Source organism: Mixta gaviniae (assembly GCF_002953195.1).
Lineage (GTDB): Bacteria > Pseudomonadota > Gammaproteobacteria > Enterobacterales > Enterobacteriaceae > Mixta > Mixta gaviniae.
The window spans coordinates 516,055-532,566 of the sequence record NZ_CP026377.1; the positions used below are offsets into that span (position 1 = coordinate 516,055).

General features: G+C 59.5%; 13 protein-coding genes. 7 read left to right on the forward strand and 6 right to left on the reverse strand.

Translation table 11 applies throughout. The annotated features are described in order from the left end of the window. Positions 1-6 precede the first annotated feature (6 nt). The 6 genes from accC to acuI all read right to left on the reverse strand — a co-directional run bounded on the left by accC (position 7) and on the right by acuI (position 5,255). Entirely contained in the window at positions 7-1,356 is a 1,350-nt protein-coding gene (gene accC / locus C2E15_RS02365; RefSeq protein ID WP_104955967.1) for an acetyl-CoA carboxylase biotin carboxylase subunit, read from the reverse strand. An 11-nt stretch (positions 1,357-1,367) separates the two neighbouring features. Continuing rightward, a complete protein-coding gene (gene accB, locus C2E15_RS02370) occupies positions 1,368-1,835 on the reverse strand; it encodes an acetyl-CoA carboxylase biotin carboxyl carrier protein (protein ID WP_104955968.1) in 468 nt (155 codons plus the stop codon). A gap of 17 nt (positions 1,836-1,852) precedes the next feature. Then, complete coding sequence (gene aroQ, locus C2E15_RS02375) at positions 1,853-2,308, reverse strand: type II 3-dehydroquinate dehydratase (protein WP_104955969.1); 456 nt, start codon at positions 2,306-2,308, stop codon at positions 1,853-1,855. Positions 2,309-2,545: 237 nt separating this feature from the next. Further along, positions 2,546-3,151, reverse strand: a complete 606-nt coding sequence (msrQ, locus tag C2E15_RS02380; RefSeq protein ID WP_104955970.1) for a protein-methionine-sulfoxide reductase heme-binding subunit MsrQ — start codon at positions 3,149-3,151, stop codon at positions 2,546-2,548. Further along, on the reverse strand, positions 3,152-4,156 hold the full coding sequence (msrP, locus tag C2E15_RS02385; RefSeq protein WP_104955971.1) for a protein-methionine-sulfoxide reductase catalytic subunit MsrP: 1,005 nt from the start codon (positions 4,154-4,156) through the stop codon (positions 3,152-3,154). It lies immediately after the preceding gene. A 115-nt stretch (positions 4,157-4,271) separates the two neighbouring features. Continuing rightward, complete coding sequence (acuI, locus tag C2E15_RS02390; protein WP_104955972.1) at positions 4,272-5,255, reverse strand: acrylyl-CoA reductase (NADPH); 984 nt, start codon at positions 5,253-5,255, stop codon at positions 4,272-4,274. Positions 5,256-5,471: 216 nt separating this feature from the next. Here acuI and csrD point away from each other — a divergent pair, with 216 nt between their 5' ends. The 7 genes from csrD to yhdP all read left to right on the forward strand — a co-directional run bounded on the left by csrD (position 5,472) and on the right by yhdP (position 16,466). Further along, complete coding sequence (gene csrD, locus C2E15_RS02395; protein ID WP_104955973.1) at positions 5,472-7,421, forward strand: RNase E specificity factor CsrD; 1,950 nt, start codon at positions 5,472-5,474, stop codon at positions 7,419-7,421. Between the two features lie 306 nt (positions 7,422-7,727). Beyond that, positions 7,728-8,771 carry a rod shape-determining protein MreB gene (mreB, locus tag C2E15_RS02405; RefSeq protein WP_003855260.1) on the forward strand — a complete coding sequence of 348 codons (1,044 nt, stop codon included), beginning with the start codon at positions 7,728-7,730 and terminating at the stop codon, positions 8,769-8,771. A 69-nt stretch (positions 8,772-8,840) separates the two neighbouring features. Then, positions 8,841-9,887, forward strand: a complete 1,047-nt coding sequence (gene mreC, locus C2E15_RS02410; protein WP_104955974.1) for a rod shape-determining protein MreC — start codon at positions 8,841-8,843, stop codon at positions 9,885-9,887. Beyond that, a complete protein-coding gene (gene mreD / locus C2E15_RS02415; protein ID WP_084970260.1) occupies positions 9,884-10,372 on the forward strand; it encodes a rod shape-determining protein MreD in 489 nt (162 codons plus the stop codon). The genes mreC and mreD overlap by 4 nt, the downstream gene beginning before the upstream one ends. An 8-nt stretch (positions 10,373-10,380) precedes the next feature. Further along, entirely contained in the window at positions 10,381-10,968 is a 588-nt protein-coding gene (locus C2E15_RS02420; RefSeq protein ID WP_104955975.1) for a Maf family protein, read from the forward strand. Continuing rightward, positions 10,968-12,437, forward strand: a complete 1,470-nt coding sequence (gene rng, locus C2E15_RS02425) for a ribonuclease G (RefSeq protein ID WP_104959049.1) — start codon at positions 10,968-10,970, stop codon at positions 12,435-12,437. Before C2E15_RS02420 ends, rng begins: the two co-directional genes overlap by 1 nt. Positions 12,438-12,617: 180 nt before the next feature. Next, positions 12,618-16,466 (forward strand): AsmA2 domain-containing protein YhdP, encoded by a 3,849-nt coding sequence (yhdP, locus tag C2E15_RS02430; protein ID WP_104955976.1) that lies wholly within the window; start codon positions 12,618-12,620, stop codon positions 16,464-16,466. The last annotated feature ends 46 nt before the right edge of the window (positions 16,467-16,512 follow it).

A 16,512-nucleotide genomic window follows, 5' to 3' on the forward strand; every position in this document is an offset into this window, starting at 1 on the left:
GGAGAATTACTTCTCCGCCAGACCCAGCTTTTTCTCCAGGTAGTGGATATTGGTTCCACCGTGCTGGAAGTTTTCGTCTGACATGATCTTCATCTGCAGCTCAACGTTGGTCTTGATGCCATCGATGATCAGCTCAGCCAGCGCGTTTTTCATGCGGGCAATCGCCACGTCACGGTTTTCACCATAGGTGATCAGTTTGCCGATCATGGAGTCATAGTAAGGCGGCACGCTGTAACCGGCATAGATATGCGATTCCCAACGCACGCCAAAACCACCTGGCGCATGGAAGCGGGTGATTTTGCCCGGGCTCGGCAGGAAGGTGTTCGGATCTTCCGCGTTGATACGGCACTCCACCGCGTGGCCTTTCACCACGACTTCTTCCTGCTTGATAGAGAGCGGCTGGCCTGCAGCGATACGCAGCTGCTCTTTAATCAGATCCACGCCGGTGATCATCTCGGTAACCGGATGCTCAACCTGAATACGGGTGTTCATCTCAATAAAGTAGAACTCACCGTTTTCATACAGGAACTCGAAGGTACCTGCGCCGCGGTAGCCGATCTCCACGCACGCCTGGGTGCAGCGCTCGCCGATATAGCGGCGCATTTCGCTGGTGATGCCCGGCGCTGGCGCTTCTTCAACCACTTTCTGGTGACGACGCTGCATTGAGCAGTCGCGTTCCGCCAGATAGATAGCGTTGCCCTGGCCATCCGCCAACACCTGAATCTCGATGTGGCGCGGGTTCTCCAGGTACTTCTCCATGTAGACCATATCGTTGTTGAAAGCGGCTTTCGCTTCCGCACGGGTCATGCTGATGGAGTTTTCCAGCTCTTTATCGCTGCGAACAACGCGCATACCGCGTCCGCCGCCGCCGCCGGAGGCTTTGATAATCACCGGATAGCCGATGCGCTTGGCAAAGGCGCGGTTCTTATCCATATCGTCGCCCAGCGGGCCGTCAGAACCCGGCACGCAAGGCACGCCCGCTTTTTTCATCGCGTTGATGGCGGAAACTTTGTCGCCCATCAGGCGAATCGTGTCGGCGCGCGGGCCGATGAAAATAAAGCCGGAGCGCTCAACCTGCTCGGCAAAGTCGGCGTTTTCTGACAGGAAGCCGTAGCCCGGGTGAATCGCTACCGCACCGGTAATTTCCGCAGCGGAGATCAGCGCCGGAATGTTCAGGTAGCTTTTAACCGAGGGCGCCGGACCGATACATACGGTCTCGTCCGCCAGCAGCACATGTTTCAGATCGCGATCCGCCGTTGAGTGTACCGCTACGGTTTTGATGCCCAGTTCTTTACAGGCACGCAAAATGCGCAGGGCGATCTCACCGCGGTTAGCAATAACAATTTTATCCAGCATGGTGCGCCTCGTTATTCGATGACGACCAGCGGCTCGTCAAACTCAACAGGTTGACCGCTCTCGACCAGGATAGCTTTAACCACGCCCGCCTTGTCTGCTTCGATCTGGTTCATCATCTTCATGGCTTCAACGATGCACAGGGTATCGCCGATATTCACTTTCTGACCGACTTCGACAAACGCTTTCGCGTCCGGGCTCGGCGTACGATAGAAGGTGCCGACCATCGGAGAGCGTACGATATGCCCGCTCAGTTCCGCAGCGGCAGGCGCTTCGATCGCCGGCGCAGCGGCAGGCGCGACGGCGTTGGCCAGAGCAGGCTGCGGAGCCGGCATGGCATAAGCCTGTTGCATCATCGGATAAGCGGGAGCTGCAGGTGCGCGGCTGATGCGAACAGATTCCTCGCCTTCGGAAATCTCAAGTTCGGCGATACCGGATTCTTCAACCAGTTCGATCAGTTTTTTAATCTTACGAATATCCATGAGTGTGGTTCCGTACTCTATTTAATTTGGTTTGACAGGCGTTTTACTGCCGTTTGTAAAGCCCAGGAGTAACCGTCGACGCCAAGTCCACAGATTACGCCGGCAGCAATATCAGAAAGCCAGGAATGGTGGCGAAAGGGCTCGCGGGCATGTACGTTGGTGATATGCACTTCGATAAAAGGGATATCCACCGCCAGCAATGCATCGCGCAGCGCCACGCTGGTATGCGTAAAGGCCGCCGGGTTAATGACGATGTAATCGACATTGCCTCTCGCCTCGTGAATACGCTCAATCAGAACGTGTTCTGCATTCGACTGCAAATGGCTCAGTTTCACATTCAACGCGCTGGCCTGCGATGTCAGATCGTCAACGATCCCGGTCAGCGTGCTGTGCCCATATTTTTCCGGTTCGCGCGTCCCCAGCAGATTGAGGTTGGGACCGTTCAAGAGCAGAATATGAAAATCATGCGCCATTTTGCTGCTATCTCCTGCAATAATCGAGGCATCGCGTAAAATACCTCGTGAGAAGCCATTTGTCACCTTTCTGGAGGCGAAAAATAGGTCTTCGCTGCAACTGAAGCCGGGCATTATAACGATTTCGTTGCTTTTGGCAGCTAAATACTGGTCTTATCTGCGAAGATTATCAACCACGCTGAAGGAAACTTTTCGCGAAACTGAGCGGATATGTGGGATGCGGCACAGATTGCGCCGCTATTTTGCAAACCAGCGCCAAAACTTTTTATAGCGCCAGGCGAGCAGGATAAGTGCGAAAAGAGCGTAGATCAGCGGCTGCGGCGAAAGCACTTTTACCGACCAGATATAGTGAACCGGCGCGAGGATCGCCACCAGATAAATTGTATTGTGCAGCGTTTGCCAGCGGCGTCCCAGTTTTCGCTGCGCCTTCTGGAAAGAGGTCAGCGCCAGCGCCAGCAACACCAGCCAGCTGATAATGCCCAGCGTCAGGTAGGGGCGGGAAAGCAGCTCCGATCCCAGCAGTCGCAGGTTATTAAGGCCCAACTCCAGCAGCGAATAGCTCAGCAGATGCAGGGTCGCCCAGGCAAAACACCACAGCCCCAGCAGGCGCCGCGTGCGTATCAACAACGGCTGGCGGCCATAGCGCGCCAGCGGCGAAACCAGCAGGGTGGCAAGCAGGAACTTCAGCGCCATGCGGCCGGTAAAATGCTGAATATCTTTCGCCGGATCGGCGCTGAAGCCGGTGCCCTGCAGCACCGAGACGATCAGCCATAATAAAGGCAGCGCGCCGGCCAGATGCAGAAGCAGTTTCAGGCCGGTTATCTGTTTTAGCGTCAGACGCACTCAGAAATTCTCCCGTAAATCGAGCCCGCGATAGAGCGACGCCACCTGGTCGCCATAGCCGTTGAACAGCAGCGTCGGCTGACGATCGACATTCAGGATGCCGCCGGCACCGATAAAGCGTTCGGTCGCCTGCGACCAGCGCGGATGATCCACATGCGGATTCACATTGGCGAAAAAGCCATACTCATCCGGCGCCAGCTGATTCCAGGTGGTTGGCGGACGATCGCGCGTCAGCGTGATATGCACAATCGATTTTATGCCCTTAAAGCCATATTTCCACGGCACCGTCAGGCGAATCGGCGCGCCGTTTTGCGGCGGCAGCGCTTTGCCGTAGACGCCGGTGGAGAGCAGCGTGAGCGGATGCATCGCCTCATCCAGACGCAGCCCTTCGACGTAGGGGTAATCGAGCCCGCCGCCGATAAAGCGATCCTTCTGGCCCGGCATCTGATCGGGAGCGTAGACCGTCTGGAAGGCGACAAAGCGCGCGTTGCTGGTGGGTTCGGCGGCTTTCAGCAGCTGGCCCAGCTCAAAGCCGACCCAGGGGATCACCATCGACCAGGCCTCCACGCAGCGCATGCGGTAGATGCGCTGCTGCTGCGGAAAGCGTTTGAAAATATCGTCCATATCGAGCGTAAGCGGCTTAGCCACTTCGCCGTCGATGCGGATTTTCCAGTCATCGGTTTTCAGGCTGCCGGCGTTGGCGGCCGGATCGGCTTTATCGAGCCCGAACTCATAAAAGTTGTTATAGCCGCTGACCTTATCTTCCGGCGTCAGCGGCAGCGACGCCTGCCAGGCCTCCGGCTTGCTGAAATCGAGCGGACGGCCCGCCGGCGCCGGCGGACGGTCGTTGCCCTTGAACCAGGAGAGCAGATCGGCGCGCGCGCCTGCGGGAACGCTAAGCGCCGCAGCGCTTAAACCAAGCGCCTTCAGGATCTGACGGCGCTGCTGATGGAAAATCGTTTCGGGTGTGACATCGGCTTCAGTGAGCTTATTGACCGGCTTCATGACGCTACTCCTGTGCAATCTCCCTACGGCGCGGCAGGGAGCAGATAAGTAAGCATGCAGCAAAAAGCCGAACCGGGGCGACTTTTCCGCTTAAAATGTGAAATTTCCTGGGCGTTTAGCCCCGGCTCACTTTTACCAGCGTACGGCCGGTAATATCATTATTTAACAGGCGGCGCGCCGCGTCGGCGGCGTCGCTCAGCGGCACTTCCGTCGTCGCCTGCTGATAAAAGCTGGCCGGCACGGTTTTTACCAGCCGTTTCCAGGCTTCCAGGCGGCGCGCCGTCGGCGTCTGCACCGAATCGACGCCCTGCAGGCGCACGTTGCGCAGAATAAAAGGCATCACCGAGGTGGGCAGGGCAAAGCCGCCCGCCAGTCCGCAGGCGGCGACGACACCGGCGTAGTGCATCTGCGCCAGCACGCTGGCCAGCACCTTGTCGCCGACGGTATCAATGGCGCCTGCCCAGCGCTGTTTTTCCAGCGGGCGGCTATCGCCGCTGAAGGCGCTGCGCGGCAGCACGTTGACGGCACCCAGCTGGCGCAGATAGTCGGCGTTGCTTTCCCGTCCGCTGACCGCCGTCACCTGATAGCCCAGCGCGCTCAGCAGAGCGACCGCAGTGCTGCCGACGCCGCCGCTGGCGCCAGTCACCAGCACCTCGCCTTTCTCCGGCGTCACGCCGCCTTCCTCCAGCGCCATCACGCACAGCATCGCGGTAAAGCCGGCGGTGCCGAGGATCATCGCCTGACGGCCGCTCAGCCCTTCTGGCAACGGCACCAGCCAGTCGCCGTCGACGCGCGCCTGCTCGGCCAGGCCGCCCCAATGCGTTTCGCCCACGCCGAAGCCGGTCAGCAGAACCTGCTGGCCGACATGAAACCGCGGATCTTCGCTGTGATGCACCATACCGGCGAAGTCGATGCCCGGCACCATCGGAAACTGGCGAATGATTTTGCCTTTGCCGGTAATGGCGAGCGCATCTTTATAGTTAATGCCTGACCAGTTAACATCCACGGTCACGTTACCTGCGGGCAGCTGTTCTGGTGAAATATCGCGCAATACCGTCTGATATACGCCGTCGGATTGTTCAATCACTAAAGCTTGCATGAGATTCTCCTGAATTTTGGTTTTCTTTGGTAACGCCCGGGTCTGGGGCAACTATACTCGCCGAAGGGTCGCGGAGGCTGACCAGCCGCAAATAAACCGCGGATGTCGGCGGTTGTTTAACGCTACCGGCATGAATCGTTGTCGAATGCTCACAATCCGGCACCCGCTTCTGCACGTCAATGGCGTGGTCATAACCGCAGTGAAAAAGGCACAGGGATGCGATTAACCACAAAACTGTCAGCGTTTGTCACGCTGCTTATCACTCTGGCAATGGTGTTAATGCTGGTCGGCAGCGCATTGAGCTTTTTCTGGCTGCGCAGCGAGCGCGTGGAAAAACAGGTGCAGTCGCTGATGACGGAAATCGATCAGGCACTGCTGACGAAAAGCGCCGCCGAGCTTACGCCCTGGCTGCAGCGCACCATGCCGCTGATGGATATCGAACAGCTGCAGATCCGCGAACAGCAAAACGTTATTCTTAATCTTTCGCGTCATCAACATCCGCTGATCGATGACGAACCCAACCGCTTCCGTCGTTACGACCTGCCGCTGCTGCATCAGCAGGGCTGGACGCTGCGCGTGGAGCTGCTCGATCCGGCCAATACCTGGTTTCGTTCCTATGTCGGCTCTTCAACCCTGGTGGTGGTGCTGCTGGTGGCGGCGATCATGATGCTGCTGCTGCTGCCCACGCATCGCTGGCTGTGGCGCCAGCTGAAAGGGATGGAAAGCCTGGAGGCGCGCGCCGCGCGCATTATTGAAGGCGAACGCCGCGGCATCGGGCGCGGCAATGTCAACGAATGGCCGCCGAAAGCGTCGACGGCGATTGACCTGCTGCTGGACGATCTTCATGAGGCGCGCGAACAGCGCACCCGCATCGATACCCTGATTCGCGCTTTTACCGCGCAAGATGCCGCCACCGGCCTGAATAACCGGCTCTTTTTTGATAATCAGCTGGCGACGCTGCTGGAAGATCAGGAGAAGGTCGGCACGCACGGCGTAGTGATGATGATCCGCCTGCCCGATTTCGACAGCCTGAGCGAGGAGTGGGGCCATGCCCCGGTGCAGGAGTATCTGTTTGCGCTGGTGAATATGCTCTCCACCTTTGTGATGCGCTATCCCGGCGCGCTGCTGGCGCGCTATTTCCGCAGCGACTTTATGGTGCTGCTGCCGCATCGCACCTTAAAAGAGGCTGACGGTATTGCCGCCCAGCTGGTTAAAGCGGTGGACGCGCTGCCGCCGACGGCGATGATCGATCGGCAGAATATGCTGCATATCGGCATCAGCGCCTGGCGCAGCGGGCAAACCACGCAACAGGTGATGGAGAGCGTGGAACAGGCGACGCGTCACGCCTCGCTGCAGGGCGGCAACAGCTGGGTCACCGGTGAAGGGACGCCCAGCGATGGCGGACGCGGCAGCGTAAAATGGCGCACGCTGCTGGAACATACCCTGAAACGCGGCGGCCCGCGACTTTACCAAAAGCCTGCGGTGCTGCGCGACGGCCGCGTGCATCATCGTGAACTGCTGCCGCGCATCTATGACGGCGAGAAAGAGCTGCTGGCGGCGGAGTTTATGCCGCTGGTGCAGCAGATGGGGCTGGCGGAGGCGTACGACCGCCAGCTGATGCAGCGCATCCTGACGCTTTCCGCCTGCTGGCCGCAGGAAACGCTGGCGGTGCCCATTACCATTGACTCTTTACTGCAGCCCGGCTTTCAGCGCGTCCTGCGCGATATGCTGCTGCAGTGTACAAAATCGCAGCGCCAGCGTTTTTTATTTGAACTTGCAGAGGCGGAAGTGTGTCAACACTTCAATCGATTGCAGCCGGCGCTGCGTTTACTGCAGGGCTTCGGTTGCCGGCTGGCGGTGAATCAGGCGGGCCTGACGGTGGTTAGCACCGCCTATATCACCCTGGCAGGCGTTGAGCTGATAAAGCTCCACCCGAGCCTGGTGCGCAATATCGATCGTCGTACGGAAAATCAGCTGTTTGTGAAGAGCCTGCTTGAGGTGTGCAGAATGACGCCGACGCAGATTTTCGCCGCCGGCGTCCGCACGCGCGACGAGTGGCAAACGCTTTCGGCACTGGGCGTTGCCGGCGGTCAGGGGGACTTTTTTTCCACCTCGCAGCTGGTGAACAGCAATGTGAAAAAATATTCCCAAAGAGTTCGGGTTTAACCGGATGATTTGACATAATAGCGCGCGGTTTTTGCAGCCGGCGGCTGTTTGCGGCGCTCAGGCGCCGCGGAAATTAAATGTTAGATTTTATAACTGTTATGTCCGCTTACCAGCCCGATTTCGTGGGCATTTAGCTGGTTTTACAGCTGAATAGTGTTGCCTCGCTGCGGCGATCGGGTAACAGGCGCGAGATAGCGTGATTTTTCACCGAAGTAGAACGTTTTTGCGCCTTGTGGCGGCTTCGCGTGGTTGGTAAAGTAAGCGGATTTTATTTTCCGCCCCCAGCTTGCAGGATTATCCTTTAGTATGTTTAAAAAATTTCGTGGCATGTTTTCCAACGACTTGTCCATTGACCTGGGTACTGCGAATACCCTGATTTACGTCAAAGGCCAGGGCATCGTGCTGAATGAGCCCTCCGTCGTGGCTATCCGTCAGGATCGTGCCGGCTCCCCAAAGAGCGTTGCGGCAGTCGGTCATGATGCAAAGCAGATGCTTGGTCGTACGCCGGGCAATATTGCCGCTATTCGCCCAATGAAAGATGGCGTTATCGCCGACTTCTTCGTCACCGAAAAAATGCTGCAGCACTTTATTAAGCAGGTGCATAGCAACAGTTTTATGCGTCCCAGCCCGCGAGTGCTGGTATGCGTTCCGGTCGGCGCCACGCAGGTTGAGCGCCGCGCAATCCGTGAATCCGCTCAGGGCGCAGGCGCGCGTGAGGTCTTCCTGATTGAAGAACCGATGGCGGCGGCAATTGGCGCAGGCCTGCCGGTTTCTGAAGCGACCGGCTCCATGGTTGTGGATATCGGCGGCGGCACCACGGAAGTGGCGGTCATCTCCCTGAACGGCGTAGTCTACTCTTCTTCTGTCCGCATCGGCGGCGACCGTTTCGATGAAGCTATCATTAATTATGTGCGCCGCAACTACGGCTCGCTGATCGGTGAAGCGACCGCCGAGCGTATCAAGCATGAGATCGGCTCCGCCTACCCGGGCGACGAAGTGCGCGAAATTGAAGTGCGCGGCCGTAATCTGGCTGAAGGGGTGCCGCGTGGCTTTACGCTCAACTCCAATGAAATTCTGGAAGCCCTGCAGGAGCCGCTGACCGGCATCGTCAGCGCGGTGATGGTGGCGCTGGAACAGTGTCCGCCAGAACTGGCCTCTGATATTTCAGAGCGCGGCATGGTGTTGACCGGCGGTGGCGCGCTGCTGCGCAACCTCGACCGTCTGCTGATGGAAGAGACCGGCATTCCGGTGGTGGTGGCTGAAGATCCGCTGACCTGCGTCGCACGCGGCGGCGGCAAAGCGTTGGAAATGATCGACATGCACGGCGGCGATTTGTTCAGCGAAGAATAATCTGCCAGAAGGGGGCGCCCGGCGCAGGCCACGCTCCCTTTTCATGATGTCGGGGAATACGCAGAGTTTATGAAGCCAATTTTCAGCAGGGGGCCCTCCCTGCAGCTCCGCCTTTTTCTGGCGGTTATCGTGGCCATCGGCATCATCGTCGCCGACAGCCGCGTGGGTTCGTTTACCCAAATCCGTAACTATATGGACACGGCGGTCAGTCCATTCTATTTCCTGGCCAACGGGCCACGACAAATTCTGGACAGCGTTGCTGAAACGCTGGCCTCCCGCCAGCAGCTGGAACAGGAAAATAAAGCGCTGCAGCGCGAACTCTTTCTGAAAAATAGCGAACTGCTGATGCTGGGACAATACCGGCAGGAAAACGCGCGTCTGCGCGAGCTGCTCGGGTCGCCGCTGCGTCAGGATGAGCAGAAAATGGTGACGCAGGTGATCTCCACCGGCACCGATCCTTACACCGACCAGGTGGTGATTGATAAAGGCAGCGTCAACGGCGTATATGAAGGCCAGCCGGTGATCAGCGATAAGGGCGTGGTCGGGCAGGTAATTGCGGTGGGCCAGATGACCAGCCGCGTGCTGCTGATCTGCGACGCCTCGCACGCGCTGCCGATCCAGGTGCTGCGCAACGATATCCGCGTGATTGCCGCCGGCAACGGCTGCACGGAAGATCTGCAGCTGGAGCATCTGCCGGGCAATACCGATATTCGTGTTGGCGATGTGCTGGTGACCTCTGGCCTGGGCGGCCGTTTCCCGGAAGGCTACCCGGTCGGCGTGGTGTCATCGGTGAAGGTGGATACGCAGCGCGCCTATACGGTGATTCAGGCGCGTCCGACGGCGGGCCTGCAGCGTCTGCGTTATCTGCTGCTGCTGTGGGGCGCGGATCGCAACGGCGATCTGCCGATGGCGCCGGATGAGGTGCATCGCGTGGCGAATGAGCGTCTGATGCAGATGATGCCGCAGGTGCTGCCGCCGGCCGGCGAGATGGGGCCGCCTTCGCCGTCTGAAGCGGGGGGCGCGGCGACATCGCCTGCGGCCCCGGCCGCCGGTCGGTCGGCGGAGAGCCATTCCTCTGGCGGGGCCCGTCCCGCCGCGCAGGGAGGCCAGCCTTGAGCCGCTATCGCAGTCATGGCCGCTGGGTTATCTGGCTCTCCTTCCTGGTCGCGCTGGTGCTGCAAATCATGCCGTGGCCGGACGATCTTTATATGTTCCGGCCCTCCTGGCTGCTGTTGATTCTGATTTACTGGTTGCTGGCGCTGCCCCATCGGGTTAGCGTCGGTACCGGCTTTGTGATGGGCGCCATTATGGATCTCATCTCCGGCTCGACGCTCGGGGTGCGCGCGCTGGCGCTCAGCATCATCGCTTATCTGGTGGCGTTCAAATTCCAGCTGTTCCGCAACCTCGCGTTATGGCAGCAGGCGCTGATGGTGATGGTGCTGTCGCTGGCGATGAACGTGATTGTGTTCTGGGCTGAATTTTTAGTGATCAATATATCGTTCCGCCCGGAGATTTTCTGGAGCAGCGTTATAGACGGTATTTTGTGGCCCTGGCTATTCTTATTGATGAGAAAGATTCGTCGTCAATTCGCTGTTCAATAAGGACAACTATGTTATCCCTTTATCTTGCCTCCGGTTCGCCGCGCCGTCGCGAACTGCTGACGCAGCTTGGCCTGCATTTTGAGCGCGTCATCACCGACGTTGAAGAGCTGCGCCGCGACGAAGAAAGCGCGCAGCACTATGTGCGTCGTCTGGCGCGCGAAAAGGCGCAGGCGGGCGTCGCGGTCGCGCCGCAGGATCTGCCGGTGCTGGGCGCGGATACCATTGTGGTGCTGAACGGCGAAGTGCTAGAAAAGCCGCGCGACGCGGCGCACGCGGCGGAAATGCTGGCGCGCCTGTCGGGCAAAACCCATCAGGTGATGACGGCGGTGGCGCTGGCCGATCGCCAGCGCGAGCTGGATTGCCTGGTGCTGACCGAGGTCACCTTTCGACTGCTGACGCCGCAGGATATCAGCGACTATATCGCCAGCGGCGAACCGATGGATAAAGCCGGCGCCTATGGCATCCAGGGGCTTGGCGGCAATTTTGTCAGAAAAATTAACGGAAGCTATCACGCGGTGGTTGGCCTGCCGCTGGTGGAAACCAGCGAGCTGCTCAGCCATTTTCAGTCATTGCGTGAGGTGGGTGAGAGGACATGATGACGGCTGAGCTACTGGTTAATGTTACGCCATCGGAAACGCGCGTGGCCTATATTGACGGCGGGATCCTGCAGGAAATCCATATCGAGCGTGAAGCGAAGCGCGGCATCGTCGGCAATATCTATAAAGGGCGCGTCAGCCGCGTGCTGCCCGGCATGCAGGCCGCCTTTGTTGATATTGGCCTGGATAAGGCCGCCTTTCTGCACGCCTCCGATATTATGCCGCATACCGAATGCGTGGCGGGCGAAGAGCAAAAGAATTTCAGCGTCAGGGATATCGCCGAGCTGGTGCGACAGGGACAGGATCTGATGGTACAGGTGGTGAAAGATCCGCTGGGCACCAAAGGGGCACGCCTGACCACCGATATTACGCTGCCCTCGCGCTACCTGGTCTTTATGCCGGGCGCCTCGCATGTCGGCGTCTCGCAGCGCATTGAAAGTGAAGCGGAGCGCGATCGCCTGAAGGCGGTGGTTTCCGCCTACTGCGACGAACAGGGCGGATTTATTATCCGCACCGCCGCCGAGGGGATCGGCGAAGAGGAGCTGGCGCAGGACGCGGCGTTTCTCAAACGCCTGTGGACCAAGGTGATGGAGCGCAAAAAGCGCAACAAAACCCGCTGTCGCCTCTATGGCGAGCTGGCACTGGCGCAACGCGTACTGCGCGATTTCGCCGGCGCCGCGCTCGATCGCATCCGCGTCGATTCACGCCTGACCTATGAGCTGTTGCTGGAGTTCACCTCCGAATATATGCCGGAGATGACGGCCAAGCTGGAACACTACAGCGGCAAACAGCCGATCTTCGATCTGTACGACGTAGAGAACGAGATCCAGCGTTCGCTCGATCGCAAGGTGGAGCTGAAGTCGGGCGGCTACCTGATCATCGACCAGACCGAAGCGATGACGACCATCGACATCAATACCGGCGCCTTCGTCGGCCATCGCAATCTGGATGAAACCATCTTCAATACCAATATTGAAGCGACCCAGGCGATCGCGCGCCAGCTGCGGCTGCGCAACCTGGGGGGCATTATTATTATCGACTTTATCGATATGAATAATGAGGAGCATCGCCGTCGGGTGCTGCATTCGCTCGATAGCGCGCTGAGTAAAGATCGGGTGAAAACCAGCATTAACGGTTTCTCCGCGCTGGGGCTGGTGGAGATGACGCGTAAACGCACCCGCGAAAGCATCGAACATGTGCTGTGCCAGGACTGCCCGGTCTGCAAAGGGCGCGGCACGCTGAAAACCGTCGAAACCGTCTGCTATGAGATCATGCGCGAGATCGTGCGCGTGCATCACGCCTACGACTCCGACCGTTTTCTGGTCTACGTCTCCCCGACCGTCGGCGAAGCGTTGAAAAGTGAAGAGTCGCACGCGCTGGCCGAAGTTGAGCTGTTTGTCGGCAAGCAGGTGAAAGTGCAAATCGAGCCGCTCTACACCCAGGAGCAGTTTGACGTGGTGATGATGTAAAGTCTGCTTAAGATTTTGGCCCGCATTTGCGGTTTCTCTCCGGTCAAGCGCTAAAAATGCGCGCCTGTTTCAGGTAAACTGTGCCTGATTTGCTTCTCCCTGCTGTTGCTGCAATGGCACATGGGAATGTGAGCCAGCTTATTCATCCGTTCAGTTTGCGCAAGACAAGGAGAGGTGTGTGTGAGGCAACTGCCCAGGATCCTGTTACTTACAGGCGCAGCGGTGATCGTCATCGTCGCGCTACTGGTCAGTGGTTTGCGGCTGTTGATGCCGCATATCGATCGCCACCGCGACACGCTGCTGAACGCCGTCTCCTCGGCCACCGGTTTAACGGTGGATGCCGCCTCGCTGCAGGGGCGGTGGGAAAACTTCGGCCCGACGCTGGATGCGCGCCAGCTGGCGGTGGCGCTGCCTGACGGCGGCGCGCTGCATATCGGCCGCGTCACGCTGGCGCTGGATGTCTGGCAATCTCTGCTGCATGCCCGCTGGCAATTCCGCGAATTAACCTTCTGGCAGCTCGATCTCGACAGCCGTTCGCCGCTGGTCAGCAACGACGCCAACAATCACAACCTCAAAGCGGGCCAGATCAACGATCTCTTTCTGCGTCAGTTCGACCATTTTGATTTGCGCGACAGCCGCATCCGTTTTCAAACCCTTTCGGGACAGCGGGCCGAACTGGCGATCCCGCGTCTGAGCTGGCTGAATGAAAAAGCGCGCCACCGGGCGGAAGGCGAAGTCAGCCTCTCCAGCTTTACCGGGCAGCATGGTGTGGTGCAGGTCCGGCTGGATTTGCGCGACGAAAACGGCCTGTTGAACAACGGCCGCATCTGGATGCAGGCGGACGATGTCGACGTTAAGCCCTGGCTGGGGCAGTGGATGCGCGATAACACCACCCTGCAGAGCGCCCGCTTCAGTCTGGCAGCGTGGCTGAGCCTGAAAGAGGGTGAAATTTATGACGGCGACGTCTGGCTTAAGCAGGGCGGCGCGCGCTGGCAGGGTGATAAGCGGCCACACCGGCTGGAGGTGGATAATCTGACGCTGCACCTGGCGCGCTGGCGCAGCGGCTGGACCGTGACCCTACCGCAAAATAGCTTCAGCACCGACGGCGCGCCCTGGCCGAAAGGGCATTTCGCGCTGGCATGGCTGCCGGCGCGCGGCGACGCGCGCGGCCCGGATGGCGAAGAAGAGTTACGCGTACGCGCCACCGGCCTCAACCTGCAACGGCTTGAACCCCTGATCCCGCTCTTCTCGCGCCTTTCACCGCAGATGCTGGAAAACTGGCGCACCCTGCATCCACAGGGCGAAATTGATGCGCTGGCGCTCGATATCCCGCTACGCCAGCCGGACCAGACCCGTTTTCAGGCGCGCTGGCGCGATATGAGCTGGCAGCACTGGCAGCTGCTGCCTGGCGCCCAGCACGTTACCGGCGCGCTGAGCGGCAGCCTCGCCGACGGTCGGGTGGATATTCGCGTTAACGATGCGGTGATGCCTTACGGCACCCTGTTCCGCGCGCCGCTGGAGATTGCGCAGGCGAGCGGCACCCTGAGCTGGCAGCAGAGTAAAAACGCGCTGGCGCTGCAGGGACGTAATCTCGATATTCAGGCCCGATCGCTCTGGGCCAGAGGAGATTTTAGCTATCGTCAGGGAACCGGCCTGGCGCCGCGGCTGGATATTCTGGCCGGGATCAACGTCACCAATGCCGGCGACGCCTGGCGCTATTTTCCGGAGCCGTTGATGGGCACCGGTTTAACCAACTATCTCAGCGGCGCCATCAAAGGCGGGCAGGTCTCCAACGCCACGCTGCTGTTCGCCGGCAATCCGAAGCTTTTTCCTTTCCGCCATAACGACGGCATGTTTGAAGTCTGGGTACCGCTGCGCAACGCCAGCTACGCCTTCCAGCCGGGCTGGCCGTCGATTGATAAGCTCGATATCGATCTCGATTTCGTAAACGACAGCCTGTGGATGAAGGCGCAGCAGGCGATGCTGGGCAAGGTGCAGGCGAACAACGTCAGCGCGGTGATCCCGGATTACCTGAAAGAGAAGCTGTTAATTAACGGCGATCTGCGCGGCGAGGCGGCCGATATCCGTGACTATTTCAATCAGACCCCGCTGCGCACATCGCTGGGCGCGGCGCTGGATGAACTGCAGCTTGGCGGCCAGACCGGCGGCCATCTGAAGCTGGATATCCCGCTGGATGGCAAGCTGGTGCATGCGCGTGGCGACGTGCAGCTTAAGGATAACGCGCTATTCGTCGCGCCGCTGAATACCCGGCTTACCGGCCTGAACGGCAGCTTTACCTATGACAACGGCAACTTGCGCAGCGATACGTTGCAGGCCAGCTGGTTCGGTCAGCCGGTGAGGGTCAATTTCCATACCGAAGAGCAGCCGCAGGCGTATCAGATCGGCGTCAACCTGGCCGCCGACTGGCAGGTTAACCGGCTCTCTCCTTTGCCATCCGGCGTCAGCCAACAGCTGAGCGGTACATTTCCCTGGCAGGGCGACGTGGCGATCACGCTGCCGCATAGCGGCGGCGCGAACTATAAAATCAACCTCGCCGGCGATTTAAAAGATGTCGACAGCCGTTTGCCGGCGCCGCTCGATAAGGCGCGCGGCAGCGCGATGCCGCTGAAGGCGAGCGTAACGGGCGATCTGCATCATTTCGATCTGGAAGGCGCGGTGGCAAACCAACACCGTTTCAACAGCCGCTGGCTGCTGGGCAAGGAGCTGCGTCTCGATCGCGGCATCTGGCTGAATGACGCGCGCACCACGCCGGCGCTCCCCGCGACGCGCGGCATGGAGCTGAATCTGCCGCCGCTGGACGGCGACAGCTGGCTGCAGCTGCTGATGGCGAAAGAGGGCGCGTCGCCGGGCGCGTCAAAGAAAAAGGCGGGCGCGGAAGACGCGCCGTCAGCGAGCCTGAGTAAAAATGCGCTGCCGGGCGATATCACCCTCAGCACGCCGGCTCTCCAGCTGGCGGGCCAGCAGTGGCATGATACGGCGGTTACGCTGCGCCAGCTGATGGCGGGCGGTATGCAGGCCGAGGCGAAAGGGCGCGAAATCAGCGGTAAGCTCGATATGCCCGCCAGCGGCCCGTGGCGCGCCCATCTTGCCTGGCTTTACTACAATCCGGAATGGACGAAACGCGGTGACGGCGCGGCTTCTTCGCCGCCGCAGCAGAGCAGCGCTATCAGTTTTGCCGGCTGGCCGGCGCTGCAGCTGAGCTGCGACGACTGCTGGCTACGCGGCCAGAAATTTGGCCGCATGCAGGCGAACCTGACGCCGCGCGGAGATACGCTGGCGCTGAGCGACGGCCTGGTGGATACCGGCAGCTCGCGCCTTGAGGTCAACGGCGAGTGGGTAAACCGCCCCGACGATCAGCGCACTTCGCTAAAGGGGAAACTCAGCGGCAGCAATATCAATAACGCCACCAACTGGTTCGGCGTCAATACACCGCTGCGCGACGCCTCGTTTATGCTGGATTACGATCTACACTGGCGTGCCGCGCCGTGGCAGCCTTCAGAATCCTCGCTGAGCGGCGTGCTGAAAACCCACTTCGGCAAAGGGCAGATCGCCGACGTCAGCAGCGGCCGCGCCGGTCAGCTGCTGCGGCTGGTCAGCTTCGATGCGCTGCTGCGCAAGCTGCGTTTCGACTTCAGCGATACTTTCAGCGAAGGGTTCTGGTTCGACTCGATTAACGGCACGGCGTGGATCAAAGATGGCGTGATGCAGACCGATAACCTGCTGGTGGACGGCCTGGAGGCGGATATCGCCATGCAGGGCAAGCTGGATCTGGTGCGACGGCAGATCGATATGGAAGCGGTGGTGGCGCCGGAGATCTCCGCCTCGGTAGGCGTGGCGACCGCCTTCGCCATTAATCCGGTGGTCGGCGCGGCGGTCTTCGCCGCCAGTAAAGTACTGGGTCCGCTGTGGAATAAAATTTCCCTGTTGCGCTATCACATCAGTGGTCCGATTGATAAACCGGAAATTAATGAAGTATTGCGCAAGCCGCGTGAAAAGAGCGCGAAGTGAATTTGACGCCGCAGGGGAATTACCGCAGGCTATAGCAATAATGTCA

Coding starts and splice junctions, on each gene's coding strand:
- accC (WP_104955967.1), bottom strand. CDS start 1,356: ATGCTGGATAAAATTGTTATTGCTAACCGCGGTGAGATCGCCCTGCGC.
- accB (WP_104955968.1), bottom strand. CDS start 1,835: ATGGATATTCGTAAGATTAAAAAACTGATCGAACTGGTTGAAGAATCC.
- aroQ (WP_104955969.1), bottom strand. CDS start 2,308: ATGGCGCATGATTTTCATATTCTGCTCTTGAACGGTCCCAACCTCAAT.
- msrP (WP_104955971.1), bottom strand. CDS start 4,156: ATGAAGCCGGTCAATAAGCTCACTGAAGCCGATGTCACACCCGAAACG.
- acuI (WP_104955972.1), bottom strand. CDS start 5,255: ATGCAAGCTTTAGTGATTGAACAATCCGACGGCGTATATCAGACGGTA.
- csrD (WP_104955973.1), top strand. CDS start 5,472: ATGCGATTAACCACAAAACTGTCAGCGTTTGTCACGCTGCTTATCACT.
- mreB (WP_003855260.1), top strand. CDS start 7,728: ATGTTTAAAAAATTTCGTGGCATGTTTTCCAACGACTTGTCCATTGAC.
- mreC (WP_104955974.1), top strand. CDS start 8,841: ATGAAGCCAATTTTCAGCAGGGGGCCCTCCCTGCAGCTCCGCCTTTTT.
- C2E15_RS02420 (WP_104955975.1), top strand. CDS start 10,381: ATGTTATCCCTTTATCTTGCCTCCGGTTCGCCGCGCCGTCGCGAACTG.
- rng (WP_104959049.1), top strand. CDS start 10,968: ATGACGGCTGAGCTACTGGTTAATGTTACGCCATCGGAAACGCGCGTG.